We start from the raw sequence: 16,971 nt of genomic DNA, 5'->3' as shown, positions 1-16,971 counted from the left end.
AACGCGCTATCGAAGGCCGGCCGGCAGCGGATATCGCCGGTTCGACGTGCCGGCCTTGATCACCTGCCCCGGTACCTCGTGGCCAATCATCGCCGGCAGCATCTCGGCCGCGGCGACGAGGCGTTCGAGATCGACGCCGGTTTCCACGCCCATCTGCGCGAACATGTGCACCAGATCCTCGCTGCAGACGTTACCGCTGGCCCCGGGCGCGTAGGGGCAACCGCCCAACCCGCCCAGCGCGGCATCGAAACGGGTGACGCCGTTCTGCCACGCAGCCAGAGTATTGGCGAGTCCCATGCCGCGTGTGTCGTGCACGTGCAGCGTCAGCGGCAGCCAGGGCCAGCGGTTCAGCGTTTCACGGCACAGGTCGGCGACCTGGCGCGGGTTGGCCATGCCGGTGGTATCGCACAGCGTGATGCCCTGCACACCGAGCGCCAGCAGTCTCTCGGTGATCGATAGCACGCGCTTGAACGGAACGTTACCCTCGAATGGACAGCCAAAGGCCGTGGAGATGGAGGCATTGACGAACACCTCGCTGCCCTTGGTGATTCCCAGGATGTTGGTAAAACGCTCGAGCGACTGTTCGGCGGTCATGCGCAAGTTGGCCAGCCCGTGGCTGTCGCTGGCGGACAGCACCAGGTTGATCTCGTCGACGCCACAGGCAAGCGCCCGCTCGGCCCCCTTCTCGTTGGGCACCAGCACGACGTAGCCGACCCCCGCCACGCGCTCGATGCCGCGCATGACCTCCTCGGCGTCGCGCAAGTTGGGGATCGCCTTGGGCGAGGTGAAGGAGGTTGCCTCGATCTTCGCCAGGCCGGTACGCGACAGCGCATCGATCAGCCGAATCTTGTCTTCGGTCGGCACGAATCGGGCTTCGATCTGCAGGCCGTCGCGCGGGGCGACATCGTGGACGGTTATTCGATTCGCGGTCATCGGATCACCCCTCTCTGTTTCAAATCACGCCTCTCTCGCGCATCTTTGCCTGGGTTTCACGATCGATTCCCAGCTCGTCGAGCACGTCCCGGGTGTGCTGGCCCAGTTCTGGCCCGCCACCCGTGATTCGACCGGGCGTGCGACTCAATTTGGGCAACACGCCCGGCACCTTGAGCGAGGCGCCGTCCGCCAGGCCGATGGTCTCGATCATCTCCCGCGCCAGATAGTGCGGGTCGGCGACGATATCCTTCGCCGTGTAGGGATAACCCACCGGCACGTGGGCGCTCTCCAACACATCGAGCACGTAGTCGCGCTGGTGCTGGCGCGTCCAGTCGGCGATCGCGCCGTCGATCAGCGCGGCGTGCTGGCTGCGTCCATCGTTGTGGGCGAAGCGCGGATCGTCGGCCAGATCCTGCCGGCCGATGGCAGTCATCAGGCGCTTGAAAATGCTGTCGCCGTTGCCGGCGATCAACACATACTCGCCACCAGCACAGGGATAGGCGTTGGAGGGCGTGATGCCGGGCAGCGCGCTACCGCTGGGTTCGCGTATCACGTTGGCGGCGTCGTATTCGGGAATCAGGCTTTCCATCATCGCGAACACCGACTCGTAGAGCGCCACGTCGATGTACTGGCCGCGTCCGCTGCGGTGGCGCTCCTGCAGTGCCAGCAAGGCACCGATGACGCCGTAGAGCGCGGAGAGCGAGTCGCCGATGCTGACCCCCACCCGCACCGAGGGCTGGTCGGGATGGCTGGAGAGATAGCGCAGCCCGCCCATCGCCTCGCCGATCACGCCGAAGCCCGGGCGGTCGCGGTACGGCCCGGTCTGGCCATAGCCGGAGATGCGCACCATGATCAGACGCGGGTTGAGCTCGCTCAGCGCTTCCCAGCCCAATCCCCACTTTTCCAGCGTGCCGGGGCGGAAATTCTCGATCACGATATCCGCCTCCTCGACCAGCCGGCGCACGATCGACTGCCCCTCCGCGGAGCGCAGATCCAGCGCCAGCGAGCGCTTGTTGCGGGTCTGGACGTGCCACCACAGCGACGTACCGTCCTTCAGCACCCGCCATTTGCGCAGGGGGTCGCCGGTACCGGGCGGCTCGATCTTGATCACGTCGGCGCCGAATTCGCCCAGCAATTTGCTGGCAAAGGGGCCGGCGATCAGCTGTCCCAGTTCGATCACCTTGAGCCCGGCCAATGCCTGAGCACTATTGCCACCGCTGGCACTGTTGTCACTGCTGGCACTGTTGTCACTGCTGGCGCTGGCGGACATCGTCTCCTCCTGTTTGTCTTCCCGACGGCCTTCGCTGCGCTCGACAAGCGCTAGATTCCGTGAGGATGATTCAGGCAGTTGGCCGCGACAATTGGACAATCGCCAAGCGAGGCTTCGTCGCAGACGAAACCTGCGTTAGGCTGCACGCGACTTTTCCTGCCGGACACGCCCCAATGAAGCGACTCGACTTCGTCACCTTGAAACTGTTCGTTGCCATCGCCGACTCCCGTAGCCTGACTCGTGCGGCGGAGCGTGAGCATCTGGCCCTGGCGGCGGTCAGCAAACGCATCAGCGATCTCGAGACGCAGTTGTCGACTTCGCTGCTCTACCGGCGTCCGCGCGGCGTCGAACTCACCCCCGCCGGCCACGCCCTGCTCCACCACGCGCGCCAGATGCTGGATAGCCTGGAACATTTGACCGCCGATCTCAGCGAATACAGTATCGGCATCCGCGGTCATGTGCGGATGTACGCCAATACCTCGGCGGTAATCGAATTCCTGCCGGACGATCTGAGCGACTTCACCTGGCGCTATCCGCAGATCCGCATCGACATGCAGGAGCGCCTCAGCCACGAGATCATCGCCGCCGTGCGTGACGGGCTGACCGATATCGGCATTTTCTCGGCTCACATCCCGTTCGACGGATTGCAGGTCAGGCCCTATCGGCGCGATCGCCTGGCGCTGGTCACCGCCAGCGACCACCCTCTGGCCAATCGCGATTGCATCGCCTTCGCCGAGACGCTGGATTACGATTTCATCGGTCTGGAACAGGATTCTTCGCTGCATAGCCTGTTGCACCAGGATTCCCAGCGCCTCGAGCGGTCGCTGCGGATGCGCATCCAGGTGCGCAGTTTCGAGGGTATCTGTCGGATGATCGATCGCGGTATGGGCATCGGCATTCTGCCGGCCCGCGCCGTCACGGCTTATCGCCACAGCCTGTCGCTGGCGACGATACCGCTGAGCGACCCGTGGGCCGAGCGCGATCTGGTCGTCGGCATGCGGGATTACGACTCCCTGCCTTTGATCGCGCGCGAAATGGTCGATCATCTCGTCGCGTGCGGGCAGCACGCCACGATGGCACCGCAGCCAGTCACGACCCAGGCGTAAAGCCTTCGGCGATCGCGAAGTCTCGCCTGCGCCTGCCTGTAAAAACAACACGAAAGTCGTAGCCATAGCGCCTAAGCTGGAACGAGTCGAAAAAACAATCGTTGGCTCAACCATGACTGCATCCCGCATCAACGCGCTGATTTCGGAGTGGCTCGACGCCATGCCCTTCTGGGTCATGGCGGCAGTGATCATTGCCGCCACCGTCATCGCCCATGCGCTGCTCAAGTATCTTCATTTCCGTCTGCGTCGTTTGAACGACGGCCGGCTGCATCTGATCAGCACGACCGCCAAGGCCATCCACCCGCCGCTGGTGGGCGTGCTGTGGGTCTATGGCCTGTTCGGCGCGGCGTATTTTCTCGTTCCGCGAACGCTTCAGGGCCACTCGCTGATCCTGACGGTGGCGCATTTCTGCGCCGCGCTGCTGGGCGTCTGGCTACTGGTGCGGGTATCGCGCCGCCTGGTCACCGTCATGGATCGCTGGGCCGACAAGCGCACCTCGATGCTCGAACGTTTTCTGGCGCCTTTCATGGCGAGATGCCTGGCGGCACTGATTCCGATCTTTGTGCTGTTCTCGCTGTTTCCGGTCTTCGTCACTTCGGCCAGTCTCGACGCGGCGCTGCACAATCTGACCAGCCTGATTCTCATCGGCAGTATCGCCGGCGTGCTGATCCATGGCGTCAATATCAGCGAACGCGCGCTGAGCGAGCGCTACCGCTTCGACGATGACGAAGACGCCGTCGCGCGCAAGATTCATACCCAGATCACGGTGCTGCGCAAGCTGATCAACTTCATCATCGTCATCCTCGCCGTGGCCTCGATGCTGATGGTGTTCGACAAGGTTCGCCAGCTCGGTGCCAGTATCCTGGCATCGGCGGGGATCATGGGGGTGGTGCTGGGCTTTGCCGCGCAGAAGGTGCTGGGCAACCTGATCGCGGGCATCCAGATCGCGCTGACGCAGCCGATCCAGTTGAACGATGCGGTGATCGTGGAAGGCGAATGGGGCTGGGTGGAAGAGCTGACGCTCACCTATGCGGTGGTGAGACTGTGGGACTGGCGCCGGCTGGTGCTGCCGATTACCTATTTCGTCGACCATCCGTTCGAGAACTGGACCCGCCGCGAGAAGGATTTGATCGGCACGGTGATCCTGTATGCCGACTATCACCTGCCGATGGAACCACTGCGCGAGGAAGCGCAACGCCTGGCGGAAGCCTCACCGAGATGGAACCGCCGGGTGTGCACAGTGCAGACATTGGAGATGACCGAGCGCAACAAGCAGCTGCGCGTGCTGGTCAGCGCCACCGGCGGACCCAACGCCTTCGATCTGCGCTGCGAGATTCGCGAAGGCTTGATCGACTTCATCTGTCGCCATTATCCGGAGCATCTACCGACAGTGCGCCTGGAGATGCCGGAGCGCAACGGCGGCAATGCCCCACAACCGCCGTTGTCGGAAGTCCTGCCGGGGAGAGATGCGGCAGGCGACGCTGCCGGCTAGGCGCTGCCCGGATTTTCCGGGCAACGGGCAACGCCGAGCGGAATGCAGGTCGGTGGATGCTCTTCCAGCAGGTTCGACGCAGGGCCACCGGATGGCGAACTCAATGTGCCCGGCGTTGGCAGACCCGCAGCGAATCTCCTCGGCCCACGGCGAAGTAGAGCAAACCGGCTGCGCGCACCGCCGCCGGATCGAACAGGTTGCGACCGTCGACGACGACAGGGGCCTTCAAGGTGCGTTGCAGATGCGAGAAATCCACCGTGCGGAACGACTTCCATTCGGTACAGATCACCAGCGCATCCGCTCCCTCCAGCGCCTCGTCACGGGCATCGACCAGTATCAGATCGTCACGCTCGCCGTAGAGACGCCGGCACTCTTCCATCGCCTCCGGATCATAGGCGCGCACCTTGGCACCCACCGCCCACAACGCTTCCATCAGTTCGCGGCTCGGCGCTTCGCGCATGTCATCGGTATTGGGCTTGAAGGCCAGCCCCCACACGGCGACGGTCTTGCCGGCGAGGTCACCATCGAACGCCTGGTTCAGCTTGGCGAACAAGGTCGTCTTCTGGCGATCGTTGACGGCCTCGACCGCATTGAGCAGTTGCGGCTCGTAGCCGATCTGGGCCGCCGTGCGCGCCAGGGCCTGTACATCCTTGGGAAAGCAGGAGCCGCCGTAGCCGCAGCCGGGGTAGATGAAGTGGTAGCCGATTCGCGGATCGCTACCGATGCCCCGCCGCACCTGTTCGATGTCGGCTCCCAGGCGCTCGGCGAGGTTGGCAATCTCGTTCATGAAACTGATCTTGGTCGCCAGCATGGCGTTGGCGGCGTACTTGGTCAGCTCGGCACTGCGCACATCCATGAACATCAGTTTCTCGGCACGCCGGTTATAGGGCGCATAGCACTCACGCATCAGCGCCTTGACCCTGTCGGAGTCGGTCCCGACCACGATACGCGCGCCGTGGGTGAAGTCCTCGATCGCCGCGCCCTCCTTGAGGAATTCGGGATTCGAGCAGACATCGAAAGCGATTCCGGCACCGCGTTCCGCCAGCGTCGCGGCGATGGTGTCACGCACGCGATCCGCCGTGCCGACAGGCACCGTGGACTTGTCGACCACAACCTTGTAATCGTCCATGTGCTGGCCGATCGATTTGGCCACGGCCAGAACGTACTGCAAATCGGCACTGCCATCCTCGTCCGGTGGCGTACCTACGGCAATGAACTGCAGTGCGCCAAATGCCACGGCTTCCGCGACATCGGTGGTGAACAGCAGTCGCTCCTGGGCGACGTTTTCGGTCACCAACGTCTCCAGTCCAGGCTCGTAGAGGGGGATCTCTCCCTGTTTCAGCCGAGCGACCTTGCTCTCGTCGATATCCATGCACATGACTTCATGGCCCGTGTCGGCCAGACAGGCCCCCGTGACCAAACCCACATAACCCGTACCGAAAACCGTGATTCGCATTACTGTCCCTTCAACCCATCGGTGTAAAAGCGCGACCGCCGAAGCGCGCTCCAGCGGCTACCTCCCTCGGAGCGCATGTACTCATGGTAATGCGTTTTACCCTTGAAGGCGCGCTTCCCCGTTCGAGCCTCACTAGAGAGTTACCAGGTTGGCGCCAATACTTGGGCCAACGGGCCACAACAGGAGATGGCATCGATCGCCATGGGCCGAACCAGCAGCCAGGCAGGCGGTTTATATTCAGCGATGCACATCGCGAAGCGCTTCAAGAACAATTCTAGAGATTGCACCGAGCGCGACCGCGCCGCTTACCATCAAGAAAAACTGCGGACAAATACAGAGCATCGAGACCGAGCGGTTCCCTCGCTTAAGTCCTGGTCACGCCCGGCGCTATTTTTTAAAACAAACAAGAGCTTGAATCGATATCAGGCAGCCATGCATGAACATCCACACGATCCAGGTTTGGTTCCCGGCATACGGCAGCGATCCACCGAAACCAGATAACAAACAGCCAAGCCTTCATTGATGAAGTTTAACCATATTCCCCAACGGAGCTTAACCTTTAAACATGATTAAGATAAATATTGCCAGCCACGAGCAGCTCAAGAAATCTTCTTGAATTGCACGAGTGTACTCAGCATCTCGTGTACACAGCTCCGACTCAGCGCATATTCTTCCATCAACATATTGAGGCGTTCCTCGAAACTGGATCGCTCGGAAGGCTGGGTTGGCGGGGAATGGGGCTTACGGCCGAGGCCTTCCAATTCTCGAAGCGCTTGCGCGAAAGCGTCATCCAACTCTCGAAATTTGCGTAGTTTTTCTCGTTCGTCCATTTGACGTGACATAGAATTACGTTCGTTTGCAGGCATAATAATAAATCAACTAGATCGATTATGGGAAAGATACCCACATAACCCGAAAAAGAAGCTGACATGGGGGAATTCTTGATGTAAAAGCCGTAAATTCAGAAGCCTATCTACCCGACGAGTCCCCTAACTCCCGCAGCATAGCCGATTTCCGTTCCAAAAGCATCTGGCGCGTGCACACCCTAGTTCCAGATTAAACGACTCCTGACGACCAAGGCATCGCTTATTCGCCATAAAACGCAGCTTGGATTGATTGGCCATTCTCGGATTCCATACATTCAAAGGCGCCCATCACAGCGTAATGGGCGCCTTTTCAGTCCGCATCGTCGCGTGACCATGCGACAAGTATGAACCGTTACGACAACTCAGTCTTCGGTACGCACGACCCAAGACTCAACGGTGTCGCTGCCGTGCTCGTCTTTCCAGGCCTTGAGGGTCTTGTGATTGCCGCCGCGGGTCTCGACGACCTCACCGGTATTGGGGTTCTTATAAATTTTCAGCTTGCGCTTGCGCCGACTACCGGTGCTGCTGGACTGGGTCGTGGTGGGTGCCGAAGCTTCCGGCTTGGGGCTCAACAACTCGATGACATCAGAGGCTGACTTGTCATATTCGGACATCAGCGCTTCCAGCTTCTCCTTGAACTCGAGTTCTGCCTTGAGCCGTTGATCCCCCTCCATTTGCTTCAGCTCTTCCTCTAACTGCTTGAGGAGCTGTTCCTTCTTGACGTAGTCACTCAGTAAAGACATCAGAAATTCCGCTGCAGATTGGTTGAAGGGGATATTATTGCGATAAACTTATTGTATGCAACCCCCAGCCACATGATATTTTTTAGTTTTTAATGATTGATAATATTTATTTCCTTCATCACTGGAACCGATTTAGCCAGCTTAGCCGTTTCAGGCCTTTTCCCGGCGCGATACATAGGCTCCAAAGGATCTCGCAAGCGAAGCCTCCTACCGACGTCTGCCGCAAGTAATTGAGCTCTCTCTAAATCAGATGACACTAACTGTCAACCATGTCAGGCAGTTTCGCTACAGTTATTCTCGCCGTTGACGATATTGTGTGTGAGTACCGCTGAGTTGTTGCCGGCAAGAAGCACGCAGGGCTATTTGCCGACAACAAACTTTGCCGGGCACCGATCACTCTCATATCGACAAGAGTCCATGCCGAGAATCCGTTCCCGTTTTTTGCTGATCTTTGCGCTGTGCGGGGGATGGCTAAGCGTATCCGCCGTTCTGACCGCCGCCGGCTGGCTGAGTGCCAAGTTCTCCTCGATCCTGCTGGCGGCAACACTTGCCTGCATCGTTTGTGGCCTTGGCGTCACCTTGTCGTTTTTGACGCTCAAGCGGCAGTGGCTTGGCCCAATACGCCGTTTGACGGAACACGTTCGCCTGGAACATGACTTTGGCAATACCGGGAGGTCTTTACCGGTCGACCTTCACTCGCGAGATGACGAGATCGGCCTATTGGGAAGGCAGTTGCAAAAGTTGATCGAGGAACTGCGCAATCACAATGCAGCGCTGCTCGAGCAGACATTGAACGATCCGCTCACGGGGCTCGGCAATCGGCGCATGCTGGAACATCGGCTCAACATGATCGTGCCGTTGAGTCGAAGGCTCCATTGCACGGTGTCCGCGATGATGATCGATGTCGATCACTTCAAGGCTTTCAACGACAACTACGGTCATCCGGCGGGTGATGCCTGTTTGGTCGAGATCGCCGGTGTACTGCGAGACACCTTCCGACGAGAAACGGACGTCGTCGTTCGTCTGGGCGGCGAAGAGTTTCTGGTGCTGTTGATCAATACGGGCGAAGAAGAGGCCTTGGCGCTGGCCGACGCTATGCGAGGCATGATTCAAGCATTGGGCCTGCCTCACGCCTTCTCCCCTGTCGCACCGGTGGTGACGGTGAGCGTCGGTGTCGTCACCAGCCCCAACGGCATCCTCGTCAACATCGATGACATGATCACCTATGCCGACCAGGCGCTTTACGACTGCAAGGCCCACGGTCGCAACCGTGTCGCCGCCCGGCTGGTCGGCGGGCCGACGAGCGATACCGAATCCCGCTCTTCTTCCATTTCTAGCCGCTGATCGACGCCACGTCTCTAGCCGCTGATCGACGCCACGTCGCGAGAAAAAACGTTACACCAAAATACTGGATATAAGTACAGTATTTTGTTTATTGTATTCCTACCTGCTGTATTAGAAGACGCCTTTAGCGCCTATAGCATTTTTTGTGCATAAAAGAAAAAATAGCTTTTTTTATCTATACTCGTGTCTGGCTTGGAAGGAAGCCGCCAGCGAGGTTCGTCATGCAAACGATCGGTGTACTCAGCGGCGATGTCGTGTCGTCGCGCGAAATAGACGACAAACGCAAACTCAGAGCCGCCATCGATACCGGCATCGATCGGCTCGGCGAGTCCTTGGGCGCTATCGGCATGCGCTTCCGTGGCGATGCATTCCAACTGGCTCTGCCCCATGCCGCTGATGCCTTTACCGCGGCAGTCCTCATGCGCGCCAGCCTGATAGAGCACTCCCCCTCCAGGCAGCAGATGTGGGATGCCAGGATCGCCATCGGCCTCGGCGAAGCCCAACTGCCTTCGGTCGAGGATTTCGTCGATGCCGACGGCGCGCCTTTCGTGCGCTCCGGCCAGGGGTTGGACGCGCTGGGCCAGGGTCAGCAGCGCTTGGGGCTTTTCGTGGAGAAGCCGCAACCCGAACTCGACCTTCTCATACGTTTCGCCGACGACATCGTCAGCCACTGGACCCACAACGCCGCCGAGGTGATTCGCTTGAGCTTGATGTCAGGCGCCTCGCAGAGCGAGCTGGCAAAGCGGCTGGGCCGTTCCCAGCCGACCATCAATCGGCGGCTTGCCGCGGCACGCTGGGCATTGATTCGAGATTTTCTCGATCTCATGCAGCAACGATTGGAGGCAACGACATGAACGATATCAGCCTGTCGCTGCTGCTGGCGTTACTGTTATCTCATACCGTTGGCGACTTCGTGCTGCAGAGCAATGCGTGGGCGGCGCAGAAACAGGCGCGTCATTTCCGGGCGCCTTCGCTCTATTATCACGTGGGCATCCATATCCTGCTGAGCCTGGCCGTGTTGCTGGCCTTCGGGATCGATCTGCAACGGAGTCTGATCGGCGTGACGGCGATCGGCTTGTCTCACTGGCTGATCGATACCCTCAAGAGCTATACGTCGTCTCGCCCCATTGGTTACTTCCTGCTCGACCAGGGGCTTCATCTGATCGTCATCATCGGGCTATGGCTATGGCTGATCGGACCGTCGGCAGCATCTTTCGACGTCGATTTCGCCTATCTGTGGCAGCCCAGAACGCTATTGGTCGCTCTCGCCTATCTGGTGGTTCTGCGCCCCGCCTCGGTGCTGATCGCCATGATCATGCGACGCTGGAGTCAGGGCGTCGATACCCGCGGTACGCTGGCCGATGCCGGCGCGCGTATCGGTATGCTCGAGCGCTTTCTGATTCTGACGTTCGTATTGAGCAACCAGATGGCCGCCATCGGCTTTTTACTCACCGCCAAATCGGTTCTACGCTTCGGCGATCTCTACGAGGATCGTGATCGCAAATTGACCGAATATGTCCTGCTCGGAACGATGCTGAGTTTCTCGATCACCTTGACGCTCGGGCTGATTACCCGCTACCTACTGAAAGTGCTATGACTCCGGATTCCCGATTTCGCTGCTGCCTGGGTTACCGCTGGTTTGGTGGACTGATCGCCCTGGCCATGCTGGCGGGCTGCGCCAGCTCTTCCCAACAGGAATGGCGCAATGGCTACGTCGCCGACCATAGCCACCGCTCGAGCGCCTTCAATCAGCGGATTCGCTATCTGGTATTGCACTATACCGATTCCGAGGCGCCTCGAGCCTTGCGCACGTTGATGGGGCCGAACGTCAGCTCGCACTATCTGGTACCGCGCCAGCCCGAGCAGCAGGCGGGTCTGCCCGTGATCTGGCAACTGGTCGATGAAGACAAACGCGCCTGGCATGCGGGTATCAGTGCCTGGGAGGAGCGCACCCAGCTCAATGACACCTCGATCGGCATCGAGATCGTCAACGACGGTCCACGAGACACACCCCAGGGCCGGACGTGGCAAACCTACCCGGATAAGCAGATCGACGCGGTCATCGCCCTGGCCCGGGATATCGTCGAACGCTATGGGCTGCCACCCACCGCAGTCGTCGCTCATGCCGACATTGCCCCACGGCGCAAGATCGATCCCGGTCCACGTTTTCCCTGGAAGCGCCTTTTCGAGGCCGGCGTCGGCGCCTGGCCGAATGAAGAGGATGTTGCGCGCTACCACCAATATTTTATGCACTGTCCACCTTCGATCGCGCAATATCAGCGGGCGCTCAGGGACTATGGCTATAGGCTGGAGATCACCGGAAACCTGGACGCAGCGACGCGGGACGTCACCCGAGCCTTTCAGATGCACTTCCGCCCCGCCAGTTATTCGGGCCAACCGGACGCGGAGACGGCGGCCATTGCCTGGGCGCTACTCACCCGCTATCGCCCCCATGCGTTGGACGACGCAAGACTTGCGCCACCTGAAACCTGCCCGGCAGATGCCAGGACGCTACCCACCCATCGCCGCCCCACTAGGTAGCCGAGACCGGCAAGCGCTACCCAGCGGCGGTATGTGTCGCCCCGTTCATGACATCTTTCAACGGAGCCCATTCATTCACGAACCGCCAATCAGGCGATTTTCCGCCCTCACCATGGCCAGCGCCTGATCCAGCGTACCGGGCCTTGTCACTCGCACGGTCTCGCTGTGCCAGTCGATGTGTCGCCCGCTACGGGTCTCGATCAGCGATGCCAGCTCGCCGACGTTCATGTCGCCCCGGTACTTCACACGGTCGACGGAAACATCATGCGTACCCGGGAGATAGATGGTGTTGTTCGAGAAATCGATGGCATAGGCGATCACGCCGGGAATGATGAAAAACAGCAGACCGACACCGTCGGCGATCGCCACGCCAGGATCGACCCTCCCGGGCAATTGTCCCTTGCGTTCCGGATAGAACAGCGTACCGCAGCCGCTCAGGGCAACGGTCATGGCGAGCGTCAAACTCAGCACGGCAATACGGCGTGGGGCAAGCAGGTTCATCATCGAATCCAGACATCAGAAAGAGAGGTATACGAGCGCCACGAAGCGGGATTCCGCACCGCCAGGTAACGTCGTGTAACCTAATCCATCCGTGCCCATCGCGTCCAGGCCGACAAGTTTACCAAAGCAATGCCCGCCGAACCCGGCGGGCATTGCTGACAGGCATCGATACCGAGGCGTGACCGCGGGCTACCGCGCTACACGAACGACGCGCCATAACCCCACAACAGCACCGTGATCGCCAGTAACGCCTCCAGCACCAGGATGCCGATGGCCAGCGCCGCGCTCGAGGCCCGCAGCCCTTCGTGATGGTCGATACCCAGGAAAGACGGCATGCCGGCATACAGCAGGTAGGCGGTATAGCAGAGCCCAATGATGCCGGCCAGCAGGCAGAGCCAGACCAGCGGGTAGAGCGCGACCACCCCGCTCAGGAACATCGGGGTGGCCATGTAGCCGGCGAATATCACGCAGCGATTCAGGTCCGGCCGCGATGGATAGCGCCGCGCCAGCCAGTGGATCACGTTGCCCATCAACCACACCGCGCCGAGCATCAGCGCATAGAAGACGATCGCCAGCAGGACGGCGGTCGCCGGCGCTACCTGGATGCGCTCTTCCACGCCGGTGAGCGAGTCGAAGTGCCAGCCGACCATGGTGGTACCGATGAACGAACAGATCACCGGGATCAACGCCATCAACAGCACGTGAGAGCCGTACAGGTGAGAAACCGTTTCGTTCTCGCCACTGATCTGCTGCCATTCGCGACCGGGATGCGTTAGAAGTCCCCAAACATGGTGAATCATGACACACCTCCTCACCGCCGCAGGTCGTCAACGACGGATTGCTGTTTTGCCTGCCCCGCTCGCCTTTTCGGCGATACCGGCTGCGACCCTAACCACACTTATAGGAAAGAATAGAAGAGATTGCCCGATAGGAAAGCCCAGCTTTTTGGCCCCGGCCCCTCCCCGCCGCGGAATCGCGCCTCTATACTGGCGTCCCTACGAATTCATTGTTCACGCCGCCGAATACAGGAACGAACACCCAATGCGTGCCAGCCAATTACAGATCTCGACTCTCAAGGAAACGCCGGCGGATGCGGAGATCATCAGCCACCAGCTGATGCTTCGCGCCGGCATGATCCGGCGCTTGACCTCGGGACTCTATACCTGGCTGCCGGTGGGGCTGCGCACCCTGCGCAAGGTCGAGCGCATCGTGCGCGAGGAGATGGATCGCGCCGGCGCCCAGGAAGTGCTGATGCCGGCCGTTCAACCTGCCGAGCTGTGGCAGGAATCCGGTCGCTGGGAAGAGTACGGCCCCGAGCTGCTGCGACTCAAGGATCGTCATCAACGCGATTACTGCGTCGGGCCGACTCATGAAGAGGTCATCACCGATCTGGTACGCCGCGAGATCAGCAGCTACAAGCAGCTACCGACCAACTTCTACCAGGTCCAGACCAAGTTCCGCGACGAGATCCGTCCGCGCTTCGGTGTCATGCGCTCGCGCGAGTTCATCATGAAGGATGCCTACTCCTTCGATGTCGACGAGGCCGGCCTGAAGGCTTCGTACCAGGTGATGTACGACGCCTACATGCGGATTTTCGAGCGTCTCGGTCTGGACTTCCGTGCCGTGCTCGCCGACAACGGCTCCATCGGCGGCACTGGCTCGCACGAATTCCACGTATTGGCCGACTCCGGCGAGGACGCGGTGGTCTTCTCCACCGGATCCGACTACGCCGCCAATATCGAAAAGGCCGAGGCGCTACCGCCCAAGGGCGCCGAGCGTGCCGCGCCGCAGGAGACGATGCGCCAGGTCGCCACGCCCGGCGTGCGCACCATTGCCGCGCTGGTCGAGGGCTTCGATCTACCGATCGAGAAAACCGTCAAGACGCTGATCGTCCACGCCGCCGATGGCGGCCTGATCGCTCTGATGGTGCGCGGCGATCATCAGCTCAACGAAATCAAGGCCGAAAACCTGCCCGCCGTCGCCGCACCGCTGACCATGGCCAGCGAGGAAGAGATTCGCGCCGCCGTTGGCGCCGGCCCCGGCTCCCTCGGCCCGGTCAACCTGCCACTGCCGCTGATCATCGATCGCAGCGTCGCGCTGATGAGCGACTTCGGCGCCGGCGCCAACATCGACGATCAACACCTGTTCGGCATCAACTGGGAGCGCGACCTGCCACTGCCCGAAGTCGCCGATATCCGCAGCGTGGTCGAGGGCGATCCGTCGCCGGATGGCAAGGGAACCCTCTCCATCGCCCGCGGCATCGAGGTCGGCCATGTGTTCCAGCTGGGCCAGAAGTACTCCAAGGCGATGAACGCCACGGTGCTCGACGACAACGGCCAGCCGGCGACGTTGTGGATGGGCTGCTACGGCATCGGCATCACCCGCGTGGTCGCCGCCGCCATCGAGCAGAACCATGACGCCGGCGGCATCATCTGGCCCGATGCCATCGCCCCGTTCCGGCTGGCGATCGTGCCGATGAACGCACATAAGTCCGAGCGCGTGCGCGAGATGGCCGAAAGGCTCTATCGCGAACTGAGCGATGCCGGCATCGATGTGCTGCTCGATGACCGCGATCTGCGTCCCGGGGTCAAATTCGCCGATCAGGAGCTGATGGGCATTCCTCACCGTCTGGTGATCGGCGATCGCGGGCTCGATAACGGCGAACTCGAGTACAAGGGCCGCCGCGACAGCGAGGTGACCATGGTCGCGGTGGACGATCTCAAGCGTTTCCTCGAAGACAAGTTCGCCTGATCGCAGCGGGGCTATTGGCGTTTCCGTGCGAACCGCGTCGCTGCGCCGACGTCGACGGCCCCTGATCATGCGCCGAGCGCTCGTCGCGCTGACGGTAACGGCTTGCCTGGTTGCCGGCGGATGGCTGACGAGCCCGACGGTATCGGCACAGGCCACCGCCGAGCCCGAAGAACCGCCGTCGCAGGCGCTGCTCGATTCGCTGGCGCGCGTCATGGCCTCGCCGGACGGCTTCGTGGACGCCTTCGACGCCCAGGTATGGCTGCTCGACATGCAGTCACGCCTGGCCAGGCGCCAACCCGCAGGCTATCCCACCCGCGCGTCTCGCCTGGCGCTGCTGGAGCGCATCCACGGCGAGGCGCAGCGCGCCCAACTGCCGCCGGAGCTGGTGCTCGCGGTCATCGATGTCGAGAGTCGCTTCGAGCCGGAGGCCGTCTCCTCGGCCGGCGCCCAGGGGCTGATGCAGGTCATGCCGTTCTGGAAAGAAGAGATCGGGCGGCCGCAGGACGACCTCCGCGATCCGCAAGTCAACCTGCGCTACGGCTGCACCATCCTCGCGCATTATCTGAAGCGCGAGCATGGCGACTGGACCCGTGCGCTGGCGCGCTACAACGGCAGCCTTGGTCGTACCCGCTATCCCGAACGGGTAATGGCGGCCTGGTTTACCCGCTGGTGGACCGAACGCTAGATGGACCTAACGTTTGCGATCCTCGACCTCGCCGTGCGAGCTCCCCGGCGGCAGCGGATGCCCCTTGGCCAGCTCCGCCCGCGTCGCCTCCCGAACTTCCAGAATCTCCAACTCGTATGTCAGCGTTTCCCCGGCCAGCGGATGGTTGGCATCCACGGTCACGCGGGTATCGCCGATCGCCGTCAGCGTTACCGTGCGCGGCCCATCCGGCCCTTGTGCCTGAAAGCGCTGACCCGGACGCAACGACTCGTCGGGAAACGCCGAGCGCGGGCTCTCGCTGACCAGCGCCTCGTTCCGCTCGCCGTAGGTTTGTGCCGGAGACAGTGTCACGCTGAGCGCTTCACCGGCGCCCTGCCCGGCCATCGCCTGCTCCAGCGCGGGAAACAGGTTGCCGTGCCCATGCAGGTAGGTCAGCGGCTGCTGGCGTGCTCTGGAGTCATCCAGGGTACGGCCCTGCTCGTCGCGCAGCGCGTAGTGCAACGCGACCACGCGCGACGGCGCGACCATGAGCTGATTCATGACAAACTCCTGACAAAACGTGTATTCGAAATGCGCCTACTCGCCCCGCTTGCGCAGCGAAGCCACCGGCACCTCGATCCGCTGGGTCTGCTGTAGCAGATTGAGCAGGACGATCGCCCGCTCTTCGCCTTTCTGGGCGTCGAACACCGCTTGCAGGGCACGGAACGGTCCGTCGGTAATCTCGACGATGTCGCCCTGACGATAGTAGACGTTGGCTCGTTCACGACGGGTGTCGGCAGCCATGCGATCGCGTAGCGTCTCGATCAACTCGTCCTGCACCGCCACCGGCTCCTGGCCGAAACTGACCAGCCTCAGTACGCCGCGGGTCGAGCGAATCGGACGCCAGTTGCTCGCCATGCGGTCGAGCCGAATGAAGAGATAGTGCGGAAACAGTGGCTCGGCGACCCAGGTCAGCTTGCCGCGGCGGCGCTTCTGAACTTCGAGAACCGGGTGGAACACCTGGTAGCCTTGATTGTCGAGATGCTCGCTGGCACGAAACGATTCACCGCCCTTGCACTGGATCACATACCAACGGGGCAATGACTCGCCCTCCAGTGTCGACTCCATGGTCATCGGTTCGCCTTTCCTGATTGCGGTTACTCATCCCTGGATGCGATAGAGTAGCATTTTCGACCCGGCACGTCCGCCCGCGCCGTGCCGGCCAAGGTTTTTGGGAAACGCTGAATAAATCGGCGAGCAGGATGAAGTGGGCGGCACTCCGTCGCAAGGCGCACGGAACGCAGGAGCCGGAGCCTATGGGGTAT

At 61.2% G+C, this 16,971-nt stretch carries 16 protein-coding genes; 8 read left to right on the top strand and 8 right to left on the bottom strand.

Going from position 1 to position 16,971, the window contains the following annotated elements; translation table 11 throughout:
* Positions 1-6: 6 nt before the first annotated feature.
* Both DOM57_RS13830 and DOM57_RS13825 read right to left on the bottom strand, forming a co-directional pair.
* Positions 7-933, bottom strand: coding sequence for a hydroxymethylglutaryl-CoA lyase (locus DOM57_RS13830; protein ID WP_110649783.1), 927 nt, complete (start codon positions 931-933; stop codon positions 7-9).
* A gap of 19 nt (positions 934-952) precedes the next feature.
* The gene (locus tag DOM57_RS13825) at positions 953-2,203 is read right to left on the bottom strand and encodes a CaiB/BaiF CoA transferase family protein (RefSeq protein ID WP_110649782.1); all 1,251 of its coding nucleotides are present in this window, start codon (positions 2,201-2,203) and stop codon (positions 953-955) included.
* Between the two features lie 173 nt (positions 2,204-2,376).
* Between DOM57_RS13825 and DOM57_RS13820 the strand changes: the two genes are divergently transcribed.
* Both DOM57_RS13820 and DOM57_RS13815 read left to right on the top strand, forming a co-directional pair.
* Positions 2,377-3,309, top strand: coding sequence for a LysR family transcriptional regulator (locus DOM57_RS13820; RefSeq protein WP_110649781.1), 933 nt, complete (start codon positions 2,377-2,379; stop codon positions 3,307-3,309).
* A gap of 112 nt (positions 3,310-3,421) precedes the next feature.
* Positions 3,422-4,801, top strand: a complete 1,380-nt coding sequence (locus tag DOM57_RS13815; RefSeq protein WP_239496230.1) for a mechanosensitive ion channel family protein — start codon at positions 3,422-3,424, stop codon at positions 4,799-4,801.
* 100 nt (positions 4,802-4,901) lie between these two features.
* On the opposite strand, the gene DOM57_RS13810 is transcribed toward DOM57_RS13815, so the two are convergent.
* Together DOM57_RS13810 and DOM57_RS13800 are read right to left on the bottom strand one after the other, a co-directional pair.
* Complete coding sequence (locus DOM57_RS13810) at positions 4,902-6,257, bottom strand: UDP-glucose dehydrogenase family protein (RefSeq protein ID WP_110649780.1); 1,356 nt, start codon at positions 6,255-6,257, stop codon at positions 4,902-4,904.
* Between the two features lie 1,228 nt (positions 6,258-7,485).
* Entirely contained in the window at positions 7,486-7,866 is a 381-nt protein-coding gene (locus DOM57_RS13800) for a histone-like nucleoid-structuring protein, MvaT/MvaU family (protein WP_110649779.1), read from the bottom strand.
* Positions 7,867-8,283: 417 nt separating this feature from the next.
* On the opposite strand from DOM57_RS13800, the gene DOM57_RS13795 reads away from it, so the two are divergent.
* From DOM57_RS13795 to DOM57_RS13780, 4 genes are all read left to right on the top strand, one after another.
* Positions 8,284-9,210, top strand: coding sequence for a sensor domain-containing diguanylate cyclase (locus tag DOM57_RS13795; protein ID WP_110649778.1), 927 nt, complete (start codon positions 8,284-8,286; stop codon positions 9,208-9,210).
* Positions 9,211-9,431: 221 nt separating this feature from the next.
* A complete protein-coding gene (locus DOM57_RS13790; protein WP_110649777.1) occupies positions 9,432-10,064 on the top strand; it encodes an ECF-type sigma factor in 633 nt (210 codons plus the stop codon).
* Entirely contained in the window at positions 10,061-10,807 is a 747-nt protein-coding gene (locus DOM57_RS13785; protein ID WP_110649776.1) for a DUF3307 domain-containing protein, read from the top strand. The genes DOM57_RS13790 and DOM57_RS13785 overlap by 4 nt, the downstream gene beginning before the upstream one ends.
* Positions 10,804-11,751 (top strand): N-acetylmuramoyl-L-alanine amidase, encoded by a 948-nt coding sequence (locus DOM57_RS13780; protein ID WP_110649775.1) that lies wholly within the window; start codon positions 10,804-10,806, stop codon positions 11,749-11,751. The genes DOM57_RS13785 and DOM57_RS13780 overlap by 4 nt, the downstream gene beginning before the upstream one ends.
* A gap of 75 nt (positions 11,752-11,826) precedes the next feature.
* Here DOM57_RS13780 and DOM57_RS13775 read toward each other — a convergent pair whose 3' ends face one another.
* The gene (locus DOM57_RS13775) at positions 11,827-12,252 is read right to left on the bottom strand and encodes a hypothetical protein (protein ID WP_239496229.1); all 426 of its coding nucleotides are present in this window, start codon (positions 12,250-12,252) and stop codon (positions 11,827-11,829) included.
* 197 nt (positions 12,253-12,449) lie between these two features.
* Positions 12,450-13,052 carry a Yip1 family protein gene (locus DOM57_RS13770; RefSeq protein WP_110649774.1) on the bottom strand — a complete coding sequence of 201 codons (603 nt, stop codon included), beginning with the start codon at positions 13,050-13,052 and terminating at the stop codon, positions 12,450-12,452.
* A 241-nt stretch (positions 13,053-13,293) separates the two neighbouring features.
* Between DOM57_RS13770 and DOM57_RS13765 the strand changes: the two genes are divergently transcribed.
* Both DOM57_RS13765 and DOM57_RS13760 read left to right on the top strand, forming a co-directional pair.
* Positions 13,294-15,003 (top strand): proline--tRNA ligase, encoded by a 1,710-nt coding sequence (locus DOM57_RS13765; RefSeq protein ID WP_110649773.1) that lies wholly within the window; start codon positions 13,294-13,296, stop codon positions 15,001-15,003.
* Between the two features lie 67 nt (positions 15,004-15,070).
* Positions 15,071-15,688, top strand: a complete 618-nt coding sequence (locus DOM57_RS13760) for a transglycosylase SLT domain-containing protein (RefSeq protein WP_110649772.1) — start codon at positions 15,071-15,073, stop codon at positions 15,686-15,688.
* Positions 15,689-15,694: 6 nt separating this feature from the next.
* Here DOM57_RS13760 and DOM57_RS13755 read toward each other — a convergent pair whose 3' ends face one another.
* Together DOM57_RS13755 and rfaH are read right to left on the bottom strand one after the other, a co-directional pair.
* Positions 15,695-16,207: an FKBP-type peptidyl-prolyl cis-trans isomerase gene (locus DOM57_RS13755; RefSeq protein WP_110649771.1), complete on the bottom strand. Its 513-nt coding sequence runs from the start codon at positions 16,205-16,207 to the stop codon at positions 15,695-15,697.
* Positions 16,208-16,243: 36 nt separating this feature from the next.
* Positions 16,244-16,780: a transcription/translation regulatory transformer protein RfaH gene (rfaH, locus tag DOM57_RS13750; protein ID WP_110649770.1), complete on the bottom strand. Its 537-nt coding sequence runs from the start codon at positions 16,778-16,780 to the stop codon at positions 16,244-16,246.
* Between the last annotated feature and the right edge of the window lie 191 nt (positions 16,781-16,971).

Origin of the sequence: Salinicola peritrichatus (assembly GCF_003206715.1) — a bacterium.
In the GTDB taxonomy this organism is placed as follows: domain Bacteria; phylum Pseudomonadota; class Gammaproteobacteria; order Pseudomonadales; family Halomonadaceae; genus Salinicola; species Salinicola peritrichatus.
This window is presented reverse-complemented; position numbering and strand designations above follow the sequence as displayed.